20 protein-coding genes are annotated in these 22,347 nt (G+C 39.6%); 10 read left to right on the forward strand and 10 right to left on the reverse strand.

Annotated features, from left to right (window positions below; all coding sequences use genetic code 11):
• The first annotated feature begins 6 nt into the window (after positions 1 to 6).
• The gene (locus BWD42_RS01170; protein ID WP_077432652.1) at positions 7 to 2,580 is read left to right on the forward strand and encodes an SEL1-like repeat protein; all 2,574 of its coding nucleotides are present in this window, start codon (positions 7 to 9) and stop codon (positions 2,578 to 2,580) included.
• 8 nt (positions 2,581 to 2,588) lie between these two features.
• Entirely contained in the window at positions 2,589 to 2,819 is a 231-nt protein-coding gene (locus tag BWD42_RS01175; protein WP_077432653.1) for a hypothetical protein, read from the forward strand.
• Positions 2,820 to 2,971: 152 nt separating this feature from the next.
• On the opposite strand, the gene BWD42_RS01180 is transcribed toward BWD42_RS01175, so the two are convergent.
• A complete protein-coding gene (locus BWD42_RS01180) occupies positions 2,972 to 3,508 on the reverse strand; it encodes a YfiT family bacillithiol transferase (RefSeq protein ID WP_077432654.1) in 537 nt (178 codons plus the stop codon).
• A gap of 225 nt (positions 3,509 to 3,733) precedes the next feature.
• Between BWD42_RS01180 and BWD42_RS01185 the strand changes: the two genes are divergently transcribed.
• Positions 3,734 to 4,399 carry a DUF2625 domain-containing protein gene (locus BWD42_RS01185; protein ID WP_077435675.1) on the forward strand — a complete coding sequence of 222 codons (666 nt, stop codon included), beginning with the start codon at positions 3,734 to 3,736 and terminating at the stop codon, positions 4,397 to 4,399.
• Between the two features lie 249 nt (positions 4,400 to 4,648).
• Here BWD42_RS01185 and BWD42_RS01190 read toward each other — a convergent pair whose 3' ends face one another.
• Positions 4,649 to 5,959: an NYN domain-containing protein gene (locus BWD42_RS01190; RefSeq protein WP_077432655.1), complete on the reverse strand. Its 1,311-nt coding sequence runs from the start codon at positions 5,957 to 5,959 to the stop codon at positions 4,649 to 4,651.
• Positions 5,960 to 6,385: 426 nt separating this feature from the next.
• Entirely contained in the window at positions 6,386 to 7,264 is an 879-nt protein-coding gene (locus BWD42_RS01195; RefSeq protein ID WP_217699975.1) for a helix-turn-helix domain-containing protein, read from the reverse strand.
• Between the two features lie 61 nt (positions 7,265 to 7,325).
• Here BWD42_RS01195 and BWD42_RS01200 point away from each other — a divergent pair, with 61 nt between their 5' ends.
• The gene (locus tag BWD42_RS01200) at positions 7,326 to 8,534 is read left to right on the forward strand and encodes a CynX/NimT family MFS transporter (RefSeq protein WP_077432656.1); all 1,209 of its coding nucleotides are present in this window, start codon (positions 7,326 to 7,328) and stop codon (positions 8,532 to 8,534) included.
• Between the two features lie 123 nt (positions 8,535 to 8,657).
• On the opposite strand, the gene BWD42_RS01205 is transcribed toward BWD42_RS01200, so the two are convergent.
• Complete coding sequence (locus BWD42_RS01205) at positions 8,658 to 10,517, reverse strand: CocE/NonD family hydrolase (RefSeq protein WP_077432657.1); 1,860 nt, start codon at positions 10,515 to 10,517, stop codon at positions 8,658 to 8,660.
• A gap of 500 nt (positions 10,518 to 11,017) precedes the next feature.
• Between BWD42_RS01205 and BWD42_RS01210 the strand changes: the two genes are divergently transcribed.
• The 6 genes from BWD42_RS01210 (at position 11,018) to BWD42_RS01235 (ending at position 16,805) form a co-directional block, all read left to right on the forward strand.
• The gene (locus tag BWD42_RS01210; RefSeq protein ID WP_077432658.1) at positions 11,018 to 12,346 is read left to right on the forward strand and encodes an inositol-3-phosphate synthase; all 1,329 of its coding nucleotides are present in this window, start codon (positions 11,018 to 11,020) and stop codon (positions 12,344 to 12,346) included.
• A gap of 197 nt (positions 12,347 to 12,543) precedes the next feature.
• The gene (locus BWD42_RS01215; RefSeq protein WP_254846153.1) at positions 12,544 to 13,284 is read left to right on the forward strand and encodes an NDP-sugar synthase; all 741 of its coding nucleotides are present in this window, start codon (positions 12,544 to 12,546) and stop codon (positions 13,282 to 13,284) included.
• Positions 13,285 to 13,297: 13 nt separating this feature from the next.
• Positions 13,298 to 14,182, forward strand: a complete 885-nt coding sequence (locus BWD42_RS01220) for a hypothetical protein (protein WP_254846154.1) — start codon at positions 13,298 to 13,300, stop codon at positions 14,180 to 14,182.
• Positions 14,163 to 15,116, forward strand: a complete 954-nt coding sequence (locus BWD42_RS01225) for a CDP-alcohol phosphatidyltransferase family protein (protein ID WP_077432660.1) — start codon at positions 14,163 to 14,165, stop codon at positions 15,114 to 15,116. Before BWD42_RS01220 ends, BWD42_RS01225 begins: the two co-directional genes overlap by 20 nt.
• The gene (locus BWD42_RS01230) at positions 15,106 to 16,095 is read left to right on the forward strand and encodes a lysylphosphatidylglycerol synthase transmembrane domain-containing protein (protein WP_077432661.1); all 990 of its coding nucleotides are present in this window, start codon (positions 15,106 to 15,108) and stop codon (positions 16,093 to 16,095) included. Before BWD42_RS01225 ends, BWD42_RS01230 begins: the two co-directional genes overlap by 11 nt.
• A gap of 2 nt (positions 16,096 to 16,097) precedes the next feature.
• On the forward strand, positions 16,098 to 16,805 hold the full coding sequence (locus BWD42_RS01235) for an HAD family hydrolase (protein WP_077432662.1): 708 nt from the start codon (positions 16,098 to 16,100) through the stop codon (positions 16,803 to 16,805).
• Here the strand turns inward: BWD42_RS01235 and BWD42_RS01240 are convergent, their stop codons facing one another.
• The 6 genes from BWD42_RS01240 to BWD42_RS01265 all read right to left on the reverse strand — a co-directional run bounded on the left by BWD42_RS01240 (position 16,806) and on the right by BWD42_RS01265 (position 22,334).
• Positions 16,806 to 17,678: a helix-turn-helix domain-containing protein gene (locus BWD42_RS01240; RefSeq protein ID WP_077432663.1), complete on the reverse strand. Its 873-nt coding sequence runs from the start codon at positions 17,676 to 17,678 to the stop codon at positions 16,806 to 16,808.
• Positions 17,679 to 17,680: 2 nt separating this feature from the next.
• Positions 17,681 to 18,289, reverse strand: a complete 609-nt coding sequence (locus tag BWD42_RS01245) for a M15 family metallopeptidase (RefSeq protein WP_077432664.1) — start codon at positions 18,287 to 18,289, stop codon at positions 17,681 to 17,683.
• Positions 18,290 to 18,489: 200 nt separating this feature from the next.
• A complete protein-coding gene (gene ppk1, locus BWD42_RS01250; protein ID WP_077432665.1) occupies positions 18,490 to 20,559 on the reverse strand; it encodes a polyphosphate kinase 1 in 2,070 nt (689 codons plus the stop codon).
• Between the two features lie 166 nt (positions 20,560 to 20,725).
• Complete coding sequence (locus BWD42_RS01255) at positions 20,726 to 21,103, reverse strand: hypothetical protein (RefSeq protein ID WP_077432666.1); 378 nt, start codon at positions 21,101 to 21,103, stop codon at positions 20,726 to 20,728.
• Between the two features lie 10 nt (positions 21,104 to 21,113).
• The gene (locus BWD42_RS01260) at positions 21,114 to 21,692 is read right to left on the reverse strand and encodes a DJ-1/PfpI family protein (RefSeq protein WP_077432667.1); all 579 of its coding nucleotides are present in this window, start codon (positions 21,690 to 21,692) and stop codon (positions 21,114 to 21,116) included.
• A gap of 78 nt (positions 21,693 to 21,770) precedes the next feature.
• Positions 21,771 to 22,334: an NADPH-dependent FMN reductase gene (locus tag BWD42_RS01265; protein WP_077432668.1), complete on the reverse strand. Its 564-nt coding sequence runs from the start codon at positions 22,332 to 22,334 to the stop codon at positions 21,771 to 21,773.
• Between the last annotated feature and the right edge of the window lie 13 nt (positions 22,335 to 22,347).

Consider the following 22,347-nt stretch of genomic DNA (forward strand, 5'->3'; position numbering starts at 1 on the left):
AACAATATGGCACATCGAATTTATATTTATAACACAGATAAAAAAGATCAGGAGTATTTCCGTGCTTATTTGGGTGAATGGAACTATGTCATTCCAGATCTGTTGCTGCCCTTGTTTGCCGCAAATCCAAAAGCGAAAGGAACCTTAGTATATGCTGAAAAAGAAGCGGGTGTTTTAAAATTGAGAAAATTCTACGATCTGCTTATTCAGGAGTATAATTTGATATCCAATGCTGCTGTTCTGTTGACCATCGAAAAAATGTTCGATTTTCTGCATGGACTTCCATTTGAATGCTTCCAGATCAATGCGCGTGATGTTTTTAATATGTCTGAGGTTAAACATAGCCAACAAGCAAAGGATTTTGCATTTGAAATTTATGAGAAGAACCTGTATTACGAAAAAGCAATAGAGAAGCAGTCGTTATCAGCGCTTTATCCTATTTTGAGTCGCTCAGGTTATGATTCCTTTTTAGCGATGTTAGAAGCTGAGTGGAGCAACTATGGATTGGGCTGGTGGAATACGGAAGCTATTGATAGCCTTGATAACCAGTTTTTTGAAGAAAACGGACGTTGGGGAATCCGGAATGCGAGGGGTGAGGAGAAAGTTGAACCCCGCTATGACGAGATCGGAGACTTTGATTACAATGGCTTTGCAGTTGTTGCGAAAGAAGGTTTGTTTGGCTATTTAAATAGAAAGGGCGAAGAGACTATTCCCTGTATTTACGACGCTGCAGCGCCTGTACAGAGTGGCCGTGGCAGGATTGTAGGAAAAGTGAGTTTAGTGGGCAAGCATGGCTTGGTGGACGTGGAAACTGGCGCTACAATTATTCCCTTGAACTATGCGGTTTTGGACGATTTTGCTTATGGATTCTACCAGGGACAGCGGGACGGGAAATATGACATTATCGATGCCGAAGGTAAGGGCTTGCATGCGACAGGTTCTGATGAGCCTTTTGAAATAGACTACGAGGGCTTTATTTATCAGCCGATAGCGAACAGCAAACTACGTAAATACTATTCCAGTCAGGGTGTTCTATTGGGCGAGTATCCAGAAGGGGTTTTGAACGAATTGTTGTTTGATTTTTACGCAGTCAATTTAAACAATAAAAAAAAGAAATCAGTCCATGCAGCAGACGGCTCCCTTTTGGTAAAAGATGTAGCTATTTTAAATGCCATGAATGGGCTCAGTGCATTATATTACCTTTCGGAAGGTAAATATTTTTTGTATGACCTCGCTAGCAAGGGTTTTCTTCTGCAAGATCTGACGATTAAATCTATACAGGGAGGTGCAGATTTTGGTAATGGTGCCTTTAATTGTTATATCATCCAAACCGAATCGGAAAGAGGAATCTATCACACAGAGACTAAAAGTTGGCTGATTCCATTGTCAGCACATTATGCCGCAATCAGCTATGCGCTGATGGACTATTTTATCCTGCAAGATCAGGTGGGCGGGTATTATTACTACGATACTGATAGCAAAGAACTGAGTGAATCCTTCGATTTCATCTGTTGTAGTGTACGGCATTATCAAGATCTAATGATGTTGCGCGACGGCAAACTGTTCAATAAAGGATATGAGGGATTGGAAGAGGTGCCCCAAGATCAGTATGGATATTATATCAAGGCACTGGACAAGTTGGAAGGAAAGGAACTTGAGGTTTTTGACCATTTTTTCACCCAGTGGAAATCGGATCGGGGTGTAGATTTTGAATCCGCTTATGATAGCTATACATTGTATCACATGGCCATGGATTGCTGGAGAAATGGAGACATCGAAAATGCCATCCGTTACTTTACATTTTCAGCTGATCAGGACAATGAAAGCAGTATGTATGAGCTCGGTAATATCTATACGGATACTGATAATGAAGACACACGTTTTCTGGACCTGAAAAAAGGAATTGCATACTATGAGCGGTCCGCCAAAAAGGGGTATGCGTCTTCTTGGAATAGCATCGGTTATCTATACCAGCATGGAATAGGCTATACATCGGATCTAAAAAAAGCTTTTGAGGCCTATAACAACGGGGCTGATCTTGGGAATGGCTATGCATTATCCAACTTGGGTTATTTCTATTTTAGTGGGACCTATGTAGAGGAAGATCTTGAAAAAGCATTGGATTACTACAAAAAAGCGGAGTTGAAACTGGTTGAAAATAATCGCAATATTGCTTCGATTTATTATAGTTTAGATGACTATGACCGTCTACTTGTTTATCTGAAGAAAGATAAAGCGGATAGCTATTCCAATATTTATTACGGTTTGATGTATGATGCGGGGTTAAAATTTAAAAAGGACAGTAAAAAAGCCATTCATTATTTTGAGCGGGCAAATCGTTATAGTGTCTATGAGTCTGCTACAGAAAGTTTATTGGGTTATTATAAAAATGATCCCGACTTTAGGGATCAGGAAAAACATGCCTACTGGTCGAACTTTGCCCGACAACACGAATTGGATATTGAACCCGAATTGTTAATTTGGGCGGACGAGAAAAGTGGGGAAGTGGAAGCAAAGGACGAACCTACAGGTAATAGTAGTTCATCCTTTTTCAGTAAACTGTTTAAAAAGAAAAAATAACCTGCACGATGTTATCTTCTGCGAATTTAGATTTCACAGGTATGCTGATCGACCTAGCCTTTATGCTATTTTTTGGCGTAGGTGCAGGTTATTCCCTGATAGTGGGGATTATCCATATCCTCCAGAAAAAGACCAAAACGTTCGGCTATTATCTGCGGACTTTTTTGATCGCCGGTATCGTAGGCCTTGCTTTGGGAGCCTTTGGTGCCTTTATCGTTGTATTGTGGTTGACGGCTTAGTTAGATCGGTACAATTTTATTAAAGAGGAGTGTCCTAAACGGTTGGACACCCCTATTTTCCTGCATTTTATTTGTATAGCCCTCGATCTTTTTTCAAATATGGCTTCGTAAGTGTGTATTTACGTATATATCGCTGAAACAAATATCAACTGTTATAATGGACTATTTTTTGCGTTGACGATATGCATCAAATGGTGATTACAATGCCAGGCATATAGGCCTATATTTACTTTGAGCGAAATATACCTTTTGGTAACCGGATGAATAAATGCGCGTTCCAGTTGTTCGTCACTCAGACTCTTTAGTAAGATTTCCCAACGTTGGTGTAAACCTTCTAATAATCTTAGGGAACTTTCAATGGGGTTATGTTTGGCATCTGGAAGTTCTGCCCACAGATTTTCTTCATAGAGTTTTATCGTAGGGTAATCTTCTGTCAGCGCTAATTTAAAACGGACAAAGCTATTCATATGGCTATCAGCGCAGTGATGCACTACTTGTCTGATGGTCCAACCGTCTGGACGATATCGTTTCTCCAAAGCGATATCTGGCAGGTCACTGACTTCGGATTTGAGTCGTGCGGGGAAGTCTGCGATTGTTTTTATCCAATCATTCAGTAATTGCTTGTCAATATGATCTGGTACGGCAAAGCGGCCTATGGGATACCGAAGTTTTTCTAATTCATGTTGCATGGTTTAAATTTAACGAAAATTGCTTCAAGGTTCTTATGTTTTGTGCGTAAAGTAATGGTTAAATCGGATTTTAGACTTTAGTCACTGAACTTATGTGATTTGGATGACAGGAAGAATTGTGGTAATTTCGGCAATTCAAGATGCGTCACTTTATTTTTCTTTCTATTGAAAGTGGATGTAGTAAAGGCGATAAATATGGTTTGTTTTGAATATAAAGCACAAGGAATGAAGAGTCTAAATGAGTTGATTAATCCGACAGATTCAGGATGGAATCTGGTCGAAGAATGGATGAGGGGAGCAAGTAATTCTTATGAGGTACTGCCCAGAAATCCAAAGCGTGCAGATGAAGAGTTACTACGAGCTCAGATTACCACAAAATCTCCTATGGGTGCTATTATTCATCAAACCGGTGGAATACTTATCGATGGGGGATGGCTACGGATTCTAGGCTCGGGTTCTGCTAAATTGAATCGAGGTATCATGGAGTGGAACAAAGGGAAAAGCTTTGACAAAGAAGGGGAGAAAGGTGGTTTTCTGTTAATTGCCGACGATGTTTTGGGCGGCTATTTTGCGATTAATGCTGGAGCCTTGGGTGAGGGCATAGGACAGGTCTATTATTTTGCACAGGACACCTTGCAATGGGAAAGTTTGGAGTGCGGTTATTCTGATTTTATCTATTGGACATTGAGGGGTGAAATCCGTCAATTTTACGAAACATTTAAATGGAAGGAATGGGTGGAAGATGTGCAAAAATTGGATGGAAATCAAGTGTTTTCATTTTATCCTTTTTTATGGACAGAAGAAGCACGTGATCTGCGCAAGGTTGATAGAAAAGTAGTGCCTATTGACGAAAACTACCATTTCACAATGGAGTTTGCCGGTGGAAGATAAACCTGTTACCAGTTGATGATCAAAAAGTTCTTTGTAGCACTGTATTCTTTGTAGCATTGTATACGATGACTTTTAAGGGTTTAGCTTTAATTTTGAACAGTAAATTTAGGTGAGCGTATTAAAAGGTGAAGTGCTGATCGACTACTTGTTGGGACACGAGATAAAGAATCCTTGTATGATTTGAAGTACTGACTGAATGTTCGCTTGGATTCAACCAGTACTTCAGATAATTTTCCAGTTTATCAAAAATTAATTAGATTGATTTTGAAGTGTATAGCTATGCTCGTTGAGCTTTGTTATCTCCAGTTGTATCCCTTCCGCTAGTCCAAGTTGGATCGCGGCCTCTTTGCCTAGTTTAAGGACATGGAATCCGCGTCCACGGTAGGTGAAGTTACCTTCATATTCGTTGGAGCCAATAATGATCCGTAGCTTTTGTGATTTTGTTGGAAACAGAGGTTTAAAATCTTTCGTAATTCTGATTTGCGATTTTTTAACATCGTCTGCTGTAATCTTATTTCCCGCTGCCGGAAATGACATGCGATTGGGAGAATCGTTTTGCGCTACGCTTTCTACTACTTGCTGTTCCTCTTTCTGCTGAACTGTCGGGGTTTCTTTTCCTGAATTTTCTACTGTGGCTGTATCCTGACGTTTTTTATCTTGACGGCCCTTTTTTCGTGTATTCTGATTCGCAGGTTTTGCGGCAACTTCCGCTGTTTTTGAAGCTGTGTTTGATGTCGTTTTTTGAACTTCAGTTGCCGGGGCAGGGGCGATGGCGGATAGCGGTCGTTTAATGATGTTTCGAATATAATAATGTTTTATTCGCGATTTGTCCGTATTACGTTCTTCGATTTCAAAATCCTCCGTATAGGCTTTAAAAAGGTGAGACATTTTATCGTAGCCATAATTTCGCGCATCGAAATCCGGTTTTCTTTTATTGAAAAGACTACCAATTTCTCCTAAAAATGCCCATCCATTTTCATCTGCGGTGTCATCAACGGTGTCTTTTAATAATTCCAGTGTCTCTTCGTCAAGCACTGCTATGCTGGTTGGATTGTCTACAGGTACAGGTTTGGGCTGATTCTGCTGTTTTTTCTTTGTGTTAGGTTCCTTTTTTTGATTCTTTTCAAAGATCTCAACATAAATAAATTTGTCGCAAGAAACGATGAAAGGTTTCGGCGTTTTTTTCTCTCCAATACCGATCACCAACTTACCCGATTCTCTTAAACGGGTTGCCAGTCTGGTGAAATCGCTGTCGCTCGATACAATACAGAAGCCATCGACCCTGTCGGAATGTAGAATGTCCATCGCGTCGATAATGAGAGCTGAATCCGTCGAGTTTTTACCTTGTGTATAGCTATACTGCTGGATGGGGGTTATTGCATGGGTGAGAAGCTTATCCTTCCATTTTTCGACATAAGGATTGGTCCAGTCACCGTAGATCCGTTTGATCGTCGGGATACCGTAGCGTTTGACTTCGTTCAGAATCTCTTCGATCTTTCGATAGGAAACATTATCCGCATCGATTAATATTGCGATTTGTAAATCCCCATGCTCTGCCATATGTGTTTATTTATATTTTCGATGTATTTTTATGTTTATGTTGCGAATAGGATTCTCCTATTTTGAACTTACGGTTAAAAATACACTATTGTTGAAGAATTATTGAATTTTTTGAGAATTTAATTTGAATGATGATTTTCTGAAGGCTGCTATTTTGTAGGGTTTCCTTCTCTATTTTATAAATGAGATTATAACAGGATCAGTCATAAAAGGCACATCAAATAGAATTTAATAGAAAATATAGGGACAAAAAAAAAGGTTTTCAAACGGGGAGAATGAAAACCTTAAATAACCAATTATAAACCTAAATTATGATGCAACAAAGATAGTGTGTATTTTACACATATGCAAATCTTGTTTATTATTTTTAACAACCTGTTTGTTTTTTGTAGTTAAAAAGCTACAAACACGCTTCTCATTATGCTGTTAATGCTCTATAAAAGCGGAAGGCCTGTAGCCCATGACAGCATAAAAACTATTTGTAAAGGCCTGTACACTTTGGTACCCGACTTTGTAGGCAATCTGGGATATGGTCAGTTCACCTGTGCTTAATAATTCAAGACTTTTAATTAGCCGTAGCAATTGCTGATATTTGACCAGGGTCATTCCCGTTTCCTTTTTAAATAATCGTTCAATAGTACGCAGGGAAAGATTGGATAATAACGCAATTTCCTCCATTTTGATAGGATGGGTATAGTGGTCGTGTAGGTGATTTAATACTGTCTGTAATCTATTTTCACTCGGCAGCGTAATTTCTAGATGCAATAAGCGGGATCCGAAGGCGGGAAGTTCGTTAAGGAGTGCACGAAGGAAAATCGTTTCATGTTCATTTTCTTCCGTCAATTTTGACCATTTTTCGGCATATAAGATCATTTCTCTTAACACCTTCGGAGCAGCGAATATTTGAACCTTTTCGAAAAATGGATCTCCCTGCTCGATATCAAAAAAGAGGATCATTAACTTGATACTCCTGGACTGTGAATTGGTCTTATGTAAAGCATTTGAGGGAACCCATGCCACATGATTCTGGGGGAGCAGATACATTTTTCCCTCAACGGTGAGGTATTGGAACCCTTGCTCGACATAAATCAACTGCGCTTTACGATGTGTATGTAACGCATCGTCGTGAACCCAATTTTCTTCAAACCAGACAAAATTAGATTTTTTTATATTCTCAATTGTTTCAATATGATTGGAACAGCCCATGTCGTTATAAATTAAATCAATGGCAAATTTAATTAAATAACTGAATCTATCTTTGCAACAGATCTTCTTGTAGGTGTATTCATCATGTGGTAATACCATATTCTTGCGGAAGCATTCAACCGCTAAACATTAGCTATTACATCCAAGAAATAAATAATATATGAATAATAATATGCAAAAATCAAACACTATATCCTGGAGCTGGGTGTCTGTATTGGTTGTAATTTTAGTTTCAACGAATCTGAGGTCGCCGATTACGGCTGTCGGGCCTGTTTTGGGTCAGATCAGTGACTATCTTACATTAGATAGCTTTCAAAGTAGTTTATTGACGGCAATTCCTCTTTTTATGTTTGCAAGTTGTTCGGTCCTGGTGAGTAAGTATTCCCACGTTCAGGGTATGCATCGTTTTTTGTTGTTTGGATTGATTGTTCTTGCTGTGGGAATCATTGTAAGGGTAGGGGGCGGTACAGCTTCTTTGTTTGCAGGATCCGTCATGATCGGCTTAGGAATATGTGTGGGTAATGTAGTGGCTCCAGGTTATATTAAGACCAGTTTTCCCAAGCATATTGGGCTAATGACTGGTATTTTTGCCGTAGCAATGAATTTGACAGCGGCATTCGCATCGGGCTTTAGTCTACGTTTGGGGGAGTGGACTGGCTTTGGATGGAGAGGTTCCCTTGGCGTTTGGGTGATATTGGCTGTTTTATCAATCATTGCTGTCTTCTTTGATCGGCTAGGTGGGCAAAACAATGTTATTCCTGAACAGAAAAAGCAAGCGCAGACTGGGATTGGGCATATTTTTAAATCCAGATTGGCTTGGTATATCAGTATATTTATGGGAATTCAATCATTGGTTTATTATAGTTTGATTTCCTGGTTGCCCAAGGTATTGGTCGATTATGGGATGGCTGCCAAAGACACCGGTTGGTTGTTGTTTTTGATCCAGATTGCGATGATCCCCATTATGTTTGTCGGGCCTATTATTGCGCACCGAATGAAAGATCAGCGACTGATGGCTGTTGCTGTTGCGGTGGGTATGCTGGGCAGCATTTTGATCTTCTTTTTATATAAGCTCGATGGGATCTATGTTGCAGCCATATTATTAGGACTTTCCAATGGTCTGTCTTTTAGCCTTTCTATTCTCTTTTTTAGTTTAAGGGCAAAATCGACAGCGAATGCCATCAAAATTTCGGGAATGGCGCAATCAGTCGGGTATTTGATTGCAGCATTCGGCCCACCAATTTTTGGAAAATTGCATGAGATAGACCCATCCTGGGACTACTCCTTTTACTTTCTTGCAATTAGTATTGTCCTGCTGTTATTGACAGGAATAAAAGCGGCAGAAAATAAATTCGTGGAAGAATCATAATCGCGTAAACGACATTTGGTAAATGCTAGCAGCCCCATTATTTTAAAATAATGGGGCCGCTGTCTATGTGGATAGTTTACTCATGGACCACTTGTTGATATTGTCAATTCTGTTCACCTCTGTTTAATCTTTTAGGATGTCAAATTCGATATAGGTCGCATTGTTGACGTCATGGAAAATGCGCTGTGTTGCTTTACGGAAGTCGGCTTTGGTCGCTGTATAGGGTTCCATAAATACCTGTGGATTCCGTTCCGCCAATGGGAACCAGGAATTTTGTACCTGAACCATGATACGGTGTCCTTTTTTAAAGGTGTGCGCGACATCAGGCATCACAAAATCAATTTTTTCCACGAGTCCAGGCGTCAAAGCCTGAGGTTTGTCAAAACCATTTCTGTATTTTCCAGCCATTATTTCCCCTCGGACCATCATCTGATACCCCGCCATTGTTTTCCCTTCAAAACTGGGGGCATCATTGGGATAAACATCAATAAGTTTAACCACATAGTCTGCATCCGTACCCGTTGAAGACACCCTGAGGAAGTTTTTGATCGGACCCACAATGGTGATATCTTCTGTCAGGGGAGCTGTTTGATAGACCATGACGTCGGGACGATTGGCCGCAAAGCGTTGATCATCGACCATGTATTCGCGTGTGCGGGTCTGTATGAGTCCGCCCTGGTGGGGAACGGGTTTGTTGGGGTCTGTTACATATTCATCCCATGAGTCGGTACGTTGAACTTTCTCAAAACCGAGCTTGCCCTGTGGTTGAAAATAAAGCTTTTTGGTCTCCACATTTTTCGGGGGCCATTGTTCAAATTGTTTCCATTCATTGCTTCCGGAAATAAAGATATTGGCTTCGGCAGCAGAGAAGTTACCTTCCTCTTTTAAATAGTGACTGAAAAACGGCTGCTCAAATTTTTCCTGATAGGTGATACTTGTTTTTTTCTCAAATTGAATATCGCCTAGGTAATCTCCTGCAGCACGTACCCATCCACCGTGGTACCAAGGGCCTGCCACCAAAATCGAATTGTTTGTTTTACTCTTTTCCTCGATGGACTGATACGTTTTAAACGTCCCGTAGGCATCTTCGGCATCGAAAAAACCACCAACAACCATGACAGCGGGTTTCACATCCTGTAGATAATTGGTGATGACACGGGTTTTCCAAAACTCATCATAGTTGGGATGTTTAAATAGGTCGTTCCAAAATTTGACCGAATCGCCAAAATATTTTTCTTTAAGCTCTTTAGCGGTTCCGGCCTCAAGGAAAAAATTATATTTATCGACCTCGTTGACCTGGATATTACTTTTGAATTGATCGGGGGTAATTGGTTTTGGGCGTGGAACACCAAATGTTGACATAAATGTGAAAGCATCTTGTAGGAATAATACGCCATTGTGGTGGAAGTCGTCCCCAATAAACCAGTCGGTTACAGGGGCTTGTGGTGAGACAGCCTTAAGACTGGGATGAGTCTTGACCAATCCTACCGTAGAGTAGAAACCTGGATAGGAAATCCCGTATAGGCCCGCTTTTCCATTGTAGTTTTTCACATTTTTCTGTAGCCATTCTAAGGCGTCATACGTATCCGTGCTTTCGTCAATTGCTTTTTTATCCTTACTGAGCGTTGTGGGCCGGACATCTTCGAAATCGCCTTCACTCATCCATTTCCCACGGACATCTTGATAGACAAAGATATAACCGTCCCGCATCATTGCAGGGAAATTACCCAGGCTCTTTTTATACACGTTTTGACCATAGGGGCCCACCGTATAGGGAGTTCGGTTCAATAAAATTGGATATCTCTTCGATTTATCTTTGGGGCTGTAGATCACAGTAAACAATTTCTTGCCATCGCGCATCGGAATCGTTACTTCGGTTTTCTCATAATGATCCCGAACATAAGCGGAATCTACAGCAGTCTGGGCATAGAGCTGACTTCCAGTTAACAAAGCGAAAGCCAGAAACGAAATTGTAGTTTTCATTGAAATAAATATTTAGGAATGTTGATTTTTCATGGTTTACATAAACTTGTTGCACTCGTTTAATCTAAACTCATGACGGTTTCTTCAATTATCAGCCTAAAGGTAAGGCTCCCGAAATCATTTTCCAATTTTATTGTCATTTTTATAACGAATAGAAAAAGAAAAATTGACCAATTTTTTAGTAAGAATAACTTTTTTTGAATTGTATTTGGATTAGTTTTTTAATGTTAATATATTGAGTAAAATTAGTTATGATTATATTTTATTTTTTAAGGTATGATCAAAAGACTTAAATTTCAATGAGATGGGTGATATTTTATTGGCGGGCAAATTCGTTTCATCGTATTTCTTTTGTCTTCGAATAGGCTTAGAAAAATCAATTGTCACGATTTTATAAATAAAGTTTAGTGGGGTATGAAATATGTTTTTTTAAGCTAATTTTAAGAATTATTTTATCATAAAACATCAATTAAATAACAAATTAAGTATATAGAATTAATATGGGACAACAAGTGAAAGATGCCAATGGTAAATTGGGTATTCTTATTCCGGGATTGGGTGCTGTGGCTACAACATTAATCGCTGGTGTGGCATCTATAAACAAAGGTTTTTCAAAACCGATCGGATCTGTTTCTCAATTGAGCAGAATCCGTCTAGGTAAGCGCACGGAGAATAGGAATCCTTTAATCAAGGATTTCGTCCCTTTGGCAAAATTAGAAGATGTCGTTTTTGGAGGGTGGGATGTATATGAAGATAACGTATATGAAGCTGCTTCAAAAGCACAGGTATTGGAACAAGGTCAATTAGATGCTGTAAAAGCTGAATTGGAGGCAATTCAACCAATGAAAGCGGTGTTTGATCGGAATTTTGTTAAAAATTTGGACGGCACACACATCAAAACAGAAAAAACACGTCGCGAGCTGGCTGATGCGGTACAACGCGATATCCGTGAATTTAAAGAAAAAAATGGATTAGACCGTGTGGTATTGGTATGGTGTGGTTCTACCGAACGCTATATTGAGACAAACGAAGCTTTCTCAACAATTGCAAAATTAGAGGAGGCATTGGATAATGATGATCAACGCATTCCACCAAGTATGATCTATTGTTATGCGGCGATAAAAGAAGGTGCTCCTTATGTGAATGGCGCTCCGAACTTAACGTGTGATGTTCCTGCGATCGTTGAATTGGCACAGGAATATGGCGTTGCAATCGCTGGAAAGGATTTCAAAACAGGTCAGACGTTGATGAAAACAATTGTTGCTCCTGGTCTTCAGGCGAGAGCACTTGGTGTAGAAGGCTGGTTCTCAACAAACATCTTAGGTAACCGCGATGGATTGGTATTGGATGATCCGGAAAACTTCAAAACAAAAGAAGTTTCTAAATTATCGGTATTGGAAGAAATCCTAGATGCGAAAAAGAATCCTGAACTGTATGGTGATTTATACCATAAGGTACGTATCAATTACTACCCACCTCATGGTGACAACAAAGAATCTTGGGATAACATCGATATTTTTGGTTGGTTAGGTTACAAAATGCAGATCAAGATCAATTTCTTGTGCCGTGATTCAATTTTAGCTGCTCCGGTTGCGTTGGATTTGGCGTTATTTATTGATTTGGCACAACGCGCTGGTATGTCAGGCATCCAGGAATGGTTATCATTTTACCTGAAATCTCCGCAAACGGCACCAGGTTTGCCTCCTGAGCATGATATTTTCAAACAATTAATGAAGTTGCAAAATACTTTGCGCCATATTATGGGTGAAGATTTGATTACGCATCTGGGATTAGATTATTACCAGGAGTTAGTAGACAGTATTCAATAAATTACCTTTACAAAAAGGGGAAAAATTGCTTTAGGTAATTCTTCCCCTTTTTCTTCAGGACAATTAGTGCATGAGCTTGTGTAACCCCCTCTATTTTGAGATGTGGAAGGGGCTATCAAGCAATTGTCCAGAAATAACCCGCTGTAAATTTTTGCGTTTGCAAACGTTAAGATCGTGACAGGGGTTTTACTTTTTTAATGAATGATATTATTTTGCAATTAGAAGGAATGGAATTTGCTATCATTGCGGCGGGAGAAGGATCTCGATTGCGAAAAGAAGGCTTTAATTTGCCTAAGCCCCTGCTACCTTTACATGGTGTTCCATTAATTGAACGATTGATTCGTGTCTTTGCTAAGGAAGGTGCGCAGCAAGTGCATGTTATTATCAATAGGCAATCACCTGAATTGAAGAAATTTTTAACGCAGACAGCATTCGATCTTCCTATTGTCTTGATCGAGGAGGATACACCGAGCTCCCTGCATAGTTTTGCCTTATTGGTGGAAAGCAATCCAAATTGGACCTCCTGTTGTCTGACAACCACAGATACTGTTTTTAGACCCCATGAATTTCACGAATACCTAACAACTTTCCGGCAAAAGAAAAATGCAGACGCTTTTATGGCAGTCACACCATTTGTCGATGACGAGAGCCCGCTATATGTGAACACAGATCAGGAGCTAAACGTGGAAGCATTTTTGGATCAGGCTACAGCGGAAACAAAATTTGTTTCAGGAGGTATTTACTGCTTTCGTAAAGCGGCAATGCGCTGTGCATTAAATTCCGTTGCAGCTGGAAATTCCAGGATGCGCAACTTTCAGCGTGCGCTTTTGGAAAATGATCTGCATGTTGAAGCATTTGTATTTGAAAAAGTAGTAGATATCGACCACTTGAAGGACCGAGTCGTAGCGGAACAGTTTTTGAGTGGGGAAGTTAGTTAGTAAAATGAGCGAAATGATTTCTATTTTAGGCGTGACGCGTAAAAACCGCTTTTCTCCCAATCATGTGGGGAACGATGCTGCAATATTTAACGAAGTTGTGCTAAAATTGACCGAGCGAGGTGCGTCAGTCGAGGTTTGTAATGAGGATGAATTCTTAGCACTGGATTCTATCAAACAGGAAAACGTGCTGACAATGGGTAGAACAAAGACTTTGGTTAAGAAGTTGCAATACCTCCAAAATAATGGTGTTAACGTATTGAATTCGGGTTTCGGAATTGAAAACTGTTTTCGAAAAAACATGACCCTTAAGTTGTTAGAAGGAGGGGTTCCTTACCCGAAGAGTATCGTGATTTCAACAGTCGCAGATATACAGGCTATTTTTGAAAAACTGAAGGGAAAGGGTGTCTGGATCAAACGTGGGGATTTCCACGCCATTCATAAAGAAGATGTTACTTTTGCTGCGAGCCTTAAAGAAGCACAGCATATCCTAAACGAATATGCGCTCCGGGGGATTAAGGAGGCCGTTATTTCCGAGCATCTTGCAGGAGACCTATTAAAGTTTTATGCGGTCAGGGATACCGATTTCTTTTTCTACTTTTATCCCTATGAACATAATCATCATAAGTACGATTTGTATGAACAGATCAATGACGAAGTTGTCCATTTTCCATTTGATTTAGCTAAATTAAAGCAAGTGGCCAATCGTGCGGCAGAAGTATTGGATGTTCATATCTATGGCGGTGATGTGATTATTGATGCAAATGGCGGTTTTCATATTATCGATCTAAATGATTGGCCCAGTTTTGCACCTTGTCGAGCAGAAGCAGCCGAAGCCATTGCACAAATGGTTTACCATAAATTTACTGAAAAGAACCACAATGCAGAGAGAACAAGTTAATGTAATCGAAGAAGAGAATTTGAGTGCATTCGAACAATCTTTAAAATCTAATGATACCGAAGAAAAAATAGATATTTGGTTTTATAGACCGATTGGTTATCGTATTGCACAGGTATGTGCTAAAATCGGGATTACACCCAATGCTGTGACGATCATAAGTATTTTCTTTGGTGTTGCGGCAGGAATTTTATTTTATTATGAAGAGCTATGGATTAATGTGATCGGAATGCTGTTGTTGGTTTTCGCTAATTCGTTGGATAGCGCAGACGGACAATTGGCGCGGATGACAAATAATAAAAGCCGTTTTGGTCGTATTTTGGATGGCTTTGCAGGTGATTTTTGGTTTGCCTCCATCCATATTGCCATTTGTTTGCGCAGTATCAATGAAGGCTGGTCGAATTGGTTATGGGTATTTTGTATTCTTGCAGGGGTATCCCATATGTTACAGTCTGCCATGGCGGACTATTACCGGAATGTTCACCTCTATTTTATCAAAGGCAAGGCTGGCAGTGAATTGGATAATACACGTGATTTGAAAGTTGACTATGACGCCTTATCTTGGCGAAAAAACTTTTTTAGCAAGTTTGTGCTGAATGGTTATATGGGGTATACCCGAAACCAGGAAAAGTTATCGCCTAAATTGCAGCAGTTACTGCATATTGTCAAATCCCGTTACAAGGATGATTTGCCTAAACAATTAATGGTAGATTTCAGACTAAAAAATAAACCATTAATGAAGTACACCAATATTGTGCAGTTCAATACGCGGGTAATCTTTCTCTTTGTTTGGTTATTTATAGGTCAACCATGGATTTACTTTTTCTTTGATATGTTTGTCTTAAATCCGATATTAATCTATATGTGTAATAGACAGGAAAAGGTAAGTGGTTATTTTGTTGATAAATTAACAAAGGATCCAACCTATGGGGAGTAAAATCTATAAAGTACTCTTTATGCTAATTGGTATAGGTACATTGGCCTATATGATCCATGCTATGGGAGTTCAGGAGATTTGGACGAATCTAGCGAAAATTGGTTGGTGGTTTTTGCCGGTATTGGGAAGTTGGGCTATTCTTTATTGGATGAATGCCATGGCTTTTAAAGCGATTATTCAAGAGCCGCAATTACCGCAGACCGATGTTCCTTTTTGGAAAGTACTGCAATTGACCGTGTCAGGTTACGCTATTAATTACATTACACCATTTGTAGCCTTGGGAGGCGAACCTTATCGTATTATGGAACTGAAGAACTATGTTGGTGGTTCAAAGGCCGGTTCATCCGTGCTGCTCTATGGTGTGATGCATATTCTATCCCATATTTTATTCTGGGTGGTATCCGTGTTTCTCATCCTATGGTTTGTGCCCGCAAGTACTTTGGTGAATGTTGCCTGTGCTGTAATTTTTGTTATGGCAATAGTATGTACCTGGTTGTTTACAAAATTCTATAAAAAGGGAATTACAGTTTCCTTATTAAGCGCCCTCTCACGATTGCCCTTGGTTGGAAAGAAAATCAATAGTCTACTGGAATCAAAATTTGAAACCTTAAATGATGTCGACCAACAAGTGAAGAATTTATTTCAAAACCGTAGAGACCGATTTTATAAGTCTCTTTTTTGGGAATTTGTAGCTCGGGTGGTGGGATGTCTTGAGATCTATTTTATTGGCCTGGCATTGGATATCAACATCGATTTTATTGATGCCATGATTATTAGTTCGGGGTCTTCATTATTTGCAAATCTGGTCTTTTTCTTTCCGATGCAGCTGGGAACACGTGAAGGTGGTTTGGCGATGGCTGTGATGAGTATAGGCTTGCCAGCTTCTGTTGGTATCTTTATGGGGATCGTGACAAGGATCCGTGAGATTGTTTGGATCATGATTGGTTTAGGTTGGATGAGTTTAGTTAAAAAGAAATAACAATGGATAAGTTTATAGTTAATGGGATTATTTTTGATTATGGTGGCACATTAGATACGAACGGCGGACATTGGGGAGCAGTGATATGGTCCGGTTATGAAAAATATCAAGTCCCTGTCAATCTAACTTCTTTTCAGGAAGCATATGCCTACGCCGAACGTCAAATGGCCATTCAGCCGATTATTAAACCGGAGTTTAATTTCCTGCAGGTACTTGAAGCGAAACTCAAGGTGCAATTTGAATATCTCATAGCTGCCGGCTATGATCTGGATATGCAATTGGCTGATAAAATCGCATTTGACGGTTATTCACTTGCCAAAGATACTGTTGCAAAGGTGGAGCCATTATTGGCTATTCTAGGTGATCAATACCCCATTGTAATGGTATCCAACTTCTATGGTAATCTAAAAGCTGTGTTGGCTGATTTCGGAATTTTATCGTATTTTAAAGCGGTGGTCGAGTCAGCGTTAGTGGGTGTACGTAAACCGGATCCAGCGATTTATGCATTAGGCGTGGAGGCTATGGGCTTACCTGCTGCTGAAATTTTAGTTGTGGGGGATTCCTATAGTAAGGATATGGCTCCGGCCAAGACTGTTGGGTGTCAGACACTATGGCTGAAAGGGCAGACTTGGGGGGAAGATAAACTACAGGATATTTCCGCCGCGGATAAACAATTTAGTACCATCTTTGATCTTAACGATTTTGTTTAATCAGGCTTTTTGACGAAATTCTTTAGGCGATATGCCTACATTTCGCTTAAAGAATTTTCCAAAAAAAGACTGGTCTGAGAAATGTAACTGTTTCGCAATTTCTCCGACCGATAGCCCTTGACGGAGCAAACATTTAGCCTCTTCCACCAAAACATTCTGGATCAATTCTATTGCTGGCTTTCCGGTGAGTTCTTTCGTGATCACGGAGAGGTGTTTGGGTGTAATATTCAATTCTGAAGCGTAAAACTGTACCCTATGCTCCTGACGGAAAGATTGTTTTAGTAACAAATAGAAATTGGATAATATTTCTCTTTTCCGTGAAGGTACCACAGGAATATTTTTTATGTTTTGGCTGGCTAAACGTGCGATCTCACAAAACAATACTTCCGTCAGTGATCTGATAATCTGTGGTTTGAAAATATAGTCTCCACCTTGCTTGTCGTAATGAATAAACTGCTTGAATAGGTTAGACAGGTTTGCGGCATCTGGTATCGAAAGTGAAAAAATATGATTGCTATTCAATGCGAGTGACTTTTTTGTAAAGTCAAAAAAGTCTTTTTGAAGTTCCAATTTAAACGTAAAATCTATACTAAAGAAAATCAGATAGACCTCGCAGTCCCACGATTTAGCGACCGAATCAGCATTGACTTTTGAGGATGGATGAGTCAACAGCAATTGATGCTGTCTGACCTGTATCCGTTGGTCATTTATTATAAAGGAAGTTTCCCCTTTTTTTATGAGGCAGAGGGAATATAGACTGTTGTTTGCCAATATCTGTTGCTCCTGAGGGCTAAAGACCGGTTTGGACTTGTTTCCCTTGATATGAAAAACGAAAAAATCTTTATTGTCAATGTGTTTATCGATGGAGTACATATTTACTTTACAATAAAATCAAAATAGGTTTTACGATAGGGTTCATCCTTTAGGGTATAGTGCCACCATTCCTTATCGTAAGCCTTAAACCCAAATTTAGCCATAGCCTCACGTAATATCCTACGATTTTTCTTTTGTTTTGCCGTTAGTTTGGTATAGTTATGATGTGAAACTGCTCCGAAGAAATCAAAGGCTCCGCCCATATCGATTTCCTTATGATCTTTAAGATCGACCAAGGTTAAATCGACGGTACTACCACGACTATGTCCTGATTTGCTGGCAATGAAGCCAAGTTTGAATAAGTTTTTTTTATCTAGTTCCGGATAGAATTCACGCTTGGCTATTGTATCCTGAGTGGCCAGCGACCAAGCTTTAAAATGATCAACTGCACGTTGCGGTCGATAGGCATCAAAGATTTTTAGTGCTAGCCCCTGATTGTTAAGATATTGTTCAACTTGCTGTAAGGCTAATGCGGCACGTTTGGTTAGGATTGCAACAGGCTTTTCATAGCCACGGATAGCTCTTCCAGTAAAATTATGACTGCCAAAATAACGCATATCAAGCGTAATTGTAGGGATGACTTCTTTTACATAGACAAAGTTGGATGGCATTTTTTGCTGGGCTTTTACTTGGAAGGCAACAAAAGCGAGACAAATTGATAGACAGAAGTTGAGTTTCATGGGATGAAGATACAACTTTAGATTCTCAATCTTTGCATGTAGCGATGCATTGAAAGCAGATTTTAGATAATATTTCGGTATCAATAGACCAAGTCTAGGGTAGCGGAGTCCTAGGGCTTGGTCTATTGATGTTAATGATCTGTTATTTTTCTTTTTAGATAGTTATAGATCTCGATCTGTGAGCGACAAGGTTCCTTTTTATTTTCAACGTAGTGGTTGCTCAGGGAATTATTCAGAATACGCGCTTTGACATTGTCTGTTAGCTGGATATAAAGCATCTCCTTTAGATCTTCCTTGATCTTTTTGCTTGTAATTTTTACTGCAGCTTCAATGCGATGATCTAGGTTTCGGGTCATCCAATCCGCAGAAGAAATATACATTAACTCTTTTCCAGCATTGTAAAAATACATGACGCGGGCATGTTCCAGATATTCATCCACAATTGAAATAGCATTCATCGGGGATTTAAATGTTTTCTGGTTCGTTGCACAATAAATGCCACGGATAATAAGATCTATTTTAACCCCAGCTGTCGCCGCATCATAGAGTTTTTTAATCATATCTTTATCACTCAGGGAGTTTACTTTGACAATGATGGATGCTTTGCGACCAGCTTTCGCCTCTGCTATTTCCAGATCGATGAAATGTAGTAGTTCCCTACGCATATCAATTGGGCAGATCAATAAGCTTTTGCAGTTTTTGATCATTTCTGCAGGGTCTGATTTCGGCCGTCTAAGGTAATTGAAAACTTTATTAATATCCGCAATGACATCTCGATTACTCGTCAGTAAACAATAATCCCCATATAATTTAGCCGTTTTTTCGTTGATATTACCGGTGCTGACGAAGCCGTATTGAACTGTTTTTGCGCCAGTCCTTTTTTTGATAACACATAATTTGGCATGTACTTTTTTATTTGGAATTCCCGTAAGTACCTTGATGCCTTCCAATTCCAGTTTTTCTTTCCAATCCAGGTTATTTTCCTCGTCAAATCGAGCACGTAGTTCAAGCATGACGGTTACTTCCTTGCCATTTCGGGCAGCGTTTATCAATGCGTTGGCAATTTTGGAATTCGATGCTAAGCGATAGGCAGTAATCTGTATTGTTTTTACATCCGGGTCCATCGCTGCTTCACGTAAAAGGTCAATGATGGGACGAAACTCATGGTAAGGGAAGGAGAGCAGAACGTCTTTTTTCAGAACAGTATCGGTAACCCGTTCATAGTTTTGGAAATAGGGATGTGGGAACGAGGTCCTTTCCTGCGGTTGATGGTATGACTTGAACACATTTGGAAAGTCCATAAAATGTTTAAAATTATGGATCTTTTGTCCGGGTATGATACTATCTTTTTTTGACAGGTTCAGTTTTTTGATCAAAAATTCCACGAGTTTCGGATCCATCTCCTGGTCAAAAACAAAGCGGGTGGGTTTACCTTTTCGTCTATTTTTGACCCCTTTACTGATCTTTTCCACCAATGTTGTATTGATGTCGTTATCAATGTCAAATTCTGCGTCTTTCGTGACTTTAAACACATGCGCATGAAATACATCGAAGCCGAAATAGGAAAATATCAATGGAAGATTGAATTTAATGACATCTTCAAGCAGAATTATATGTTTTTCATCCTTTGGCGAAGGCAATTGGACAAATCGCCCATTTTGGCTTGTCGGAATTTCAATTAGTGCAAACTTAGTTTCGTATTGCCATTCGCTTTTTCCCATAGAGATGCCCAAATAGAGACTTTTGTCCCGGATATAGGGCATTGGACGGACATCATCTAGAATGAGCGGGATGACATTCGATTCCACATCATCCTGATAATATTCACTGACAAACTGCTGTTGTTCGGGGCTAAGCTCCTCACTTGTCTTGATAAAGACATTTTGCTTGGCCATGTCTTTTTGGATCCGATTCCAGGTGTTGTCAAATTTCTTTTGCTGTTTGATTACCCGGATATTGAGTTCTTCTAAAATCAGTTGTGGATCTTCATAAAAAGATTGATTGGCACTTTTATCCTTTAGGTCGATTGCACGTTTGAGACCGGCCACACGGACACGAAAAAACTCATCCAGGTTATTGGAAAATATACCTAAAAATTTGATTCTTAGAGGCAAAGGTACAGTCTCATCTGCAGCCTCTTGTAATACTCTGCCATTAAAGCTCAACCAGCTAACATCTCTAGGAATAAATTTTTTCGCCATAGCTAAATATACATAAATTTAAGAAGCAAAACTATAGCTCTAGGCGCGATAAACGAACTTTTTCGTGTTAAAGAATTATTAATTTATTTTTTCTTCATCTACTTCCAAAAAAATACCCCAAAAAGTGCGAGACCTTTTGGGGGAAACAACATCCTCGACTGTATTGTTATTTCTTTTTTCCGTATTTTTTTGAAATCTGGATTGCTTTATACTTGGTACCATCGAAGTGCGGGGCATCAATTGCCAAGGTCGTAGGATAAGGAGCCGTACGGTCGAAAAAATATACAGTTGTCGTACTTCCATAATCATTGACAGGTAGGAGCTCCAGGCAAGCAGTATAATCAGCATTTAATACATCGCCAACCGTTACGGCATAGATCCGGACAATACCACCCTTATTTTGTTCATTTCTGACAAATGCAACTTCCTTAAATCCGCCCGGTAGATCTTCGATACTTTTCTGATTGAAAGTATCCTTTAAAATAAAACCCAACAACACTAAAACCGGAATGACCAAAAGCCATACCTTTTTATTCTTCTTCATTAAAATACGCTTAAATTGTAATGTTTATATCCAATAATTTATAAAATTCCTTTAAGATAGCCTGATGTCCCGGCCAAGCTGGAGATGTCACTAGGTTGCCATCCACAACAGCCTGGTCTGCTGGAATATTTTTCCAGGTGCCGCCAGCTAACTCAATATCCGGTCCTACAGCCACATAGGCTGTCAAAGTTCGCCCTGTAAGAACCTTTGCCGCTGTCAATACCTGGATTCCATGGCATATTGCTGCAACAGGTTTATTCTTTTCAAAGAAATGTCTGGTAATCTCCAATACACGTTGATCAAGTCGGATATATTCCGCCGAACGACCACCGGCAATATAAAGACCATCATATTCTTCTGGGTTAACCTGATCAAAATCCTTATTGATCGCAAAATTATGCCCCCGTAGTTCTTTATAGGTCTGGTCACCAGTAAAATCATGTACGGCAGTAGGTACCACATCACCCTTTTTTCGATCAGGGGCAACGGCATCAACTGTTATTCCTATTGATCCCATAGCTTGAAATGGAACCATTGCTTCGTAGTCTTCCACAAAGTCTCCAACGAGTAATAATATTTTTTTTGCCATATCAAAAAACCTCTTTTAATAAGGCTTGAATTTACGTATTAAAAGAGGTTTTTACAATGTTTATTTGTCAATCTTTTGTTAACCTTGAACCGTTATTTTTTCTGCAAGAGCGCGTTTCGTCTTACGTACTTTTGCCTCCAGCTGGCTTCTTAGTGTTGGATTGGTGATACCTTTTCCTTCTTCGAAATTTTTATGAAATTCGGGTAAGGAGAACGAGTCCAGTATATCGGCACCGTCCCAGGTAATTCTATTGACTGCTGTGTTTAATACCGTTGATCCACCCATTGGACCGGGAGCAGTTGCCAATAGGAAAACGGGTTTGCCATTAAATGTTTTGCGATTCGGGATACGGGATACCCAGTCTACAATGTTTTTGTAGGCCGATGTGTAAGAGCCATTATGTTCGGCCAACGAAATGAGTAAGAAATCTGCAGCATCCATCTTTGCTGCGAAATCATACGCTAATTGTGGGATCCCCAGTTCTACCTCCTTATCATAGGAATAAATAGGCATTTCGAAGTGATTAAGGTCTAGAAGCTCTATGCTATCATCGGCTTCTTTGTAATATTTGGACGTACTTGTCACAAAGATTTTGTTGATCGAATTCTTATTACTGGTTCCTGCAAATGCTAATATTTTCATCGCTGTATAAGTT

This window comes from Sphingobacterium sp. CZ-UAM, assembly GCF_002000245.1.
Classification (GTDB): domain Bacteria; phylum Bacteroidota; class Bacteroidia; order Sphingobacteriales; family Sphingobacteriaceae; genus Sphingobacterium.

Coding starts and splice junctions, on each gene's coding strand:
- BWD42_RS01170 (WP_077432652.1), top strand. CDS start 7: ATGGCACATCGAATTTATATTTATAACACAGATAAAAAAGATCAGGAG.
- BWD42_RS01175 (WP_077432653.1), top strand. CDS start 2,589: ATGTTATCTTCTGCGAATTTAGATTTCACAGGTATGCTGATCGACCTA.
- BWD42_RS01180 (WP_077432654.1), bottom strand. CDS start 3,508: ATGCAACATGAATTAGAAAAACTTCGGTATCCCATAGGCCGCTTTGCC.
- BWD42_RS01185 (WP_077435675.1), top strand. CDS start 3,734: ATGAAGAGTCTAAATGAGTTGATTAATCCGACAGATTCAGGATGGAAT.
- BWD42_RS01190 (WP_077432655.1), bottom strand. CDS start 5,959: ATGGCAGAGCATGGGGATTTACAAATCGCAATATTAATCGATGCGGAT.
- BWD42_RS01195 (WP_217699975.1), bottom strand. CDS start 7,264: ATGGTATTACCACATGATGAATACACCTACAAGAAGATCTGTTGCAAA.
- BWD42_RS01200 (WP_077432656.1), top strand. CDS start 7,326: ATGAATAATAATATGCAAAAATCAAACACTATATCCTGGAGCTGGGTG.
- BWD42_RS01205 (WP_077432657.1), bottom strand. CDS start 10,517: ATGAAAACTACAATTTCGTTTCTGGCTTTCGCTTTGTTAACTGGAAGT.
- BWD42_RS01210 (WP_077432658.1), top strand. CDS start 11,018: ATGGGACAACAAGTGAAAGATGCCAATGGTAAATTGGGTATTCTTATT.
- BWD42_RS01215 (WP_254846153.1), top strand. CDS start 12,544: ATGAATGATATTATTTTGCAATTAGAAGGAATGGAATTTGCTATCATT.
- BWD42_RS01220 (WP_254846154.1), top strand. CDS start 13,298: ATGATTTCTATTTTAGGCGTGACGCGTAAAAACCGCTTTTCTCCCAAT.
- BWD42_RS01225 (WP_077432660.1), top strand. CDS start 14,163: ATGCAGAGAGAACAAGTTAATGTAATCGAAGAAGAGAATTTGAGTGCA.
- BWD42_RS01230 (WP_077432661.1), top strand. CDS start 15,106: ATGGGGAGTAAAATCTATAAAGTACTCTTTATGCTAATTGGTATAGGT.
- BWD42_RS01235 (WP_077432662.1), top strand. CDS start 16,098: ATGGATAAGTTTATAGTTAATGGGATTATTTTTGATTATGGTGGCACA.
- BWD42_RS01240 (WP_077432663.1), bottom strand. CDS start 17,678: ATGTACTCCATCGATAAACACATTGACAATAAAGATTTTTTCGTTTTT.
- BWD42_RS01245 (WP_077432664.1), bottom strand. CDS start 18,289: ATGCCATCCAACTTTGTCTATGTAAAAGAAGTCATCCCTACAATTACG.
- ppk1 (WP_077432665.1), bottom strand. CDS start 20,559: ATGGCGAAAAAATTTATTCCTAGAGATGTTAGCTGGTTGAGCTTTAAT.
- BWD42_RS01255 (WP_077432666.1), bottom strand. CDS start 21,103: ATGAAGAAGAATAAAAAGGTATGGCTTTTGGTCATTCCGGTTTTAGTG.
- BWD42_RS01260 (WP_077432667.1), bottom strand. CDS start 21,692: ATGGCAAAAAAAATATTATTACTCGTTGGAGACTTTGTGGAAGACTAC.
- BWD42_RS01265 (WP_077432668.1), bottom strand. CDS start 22,334: ATGAAAATATTAGCATTTGCAGGAACCAGTAATAAGAATTCGATCAAC.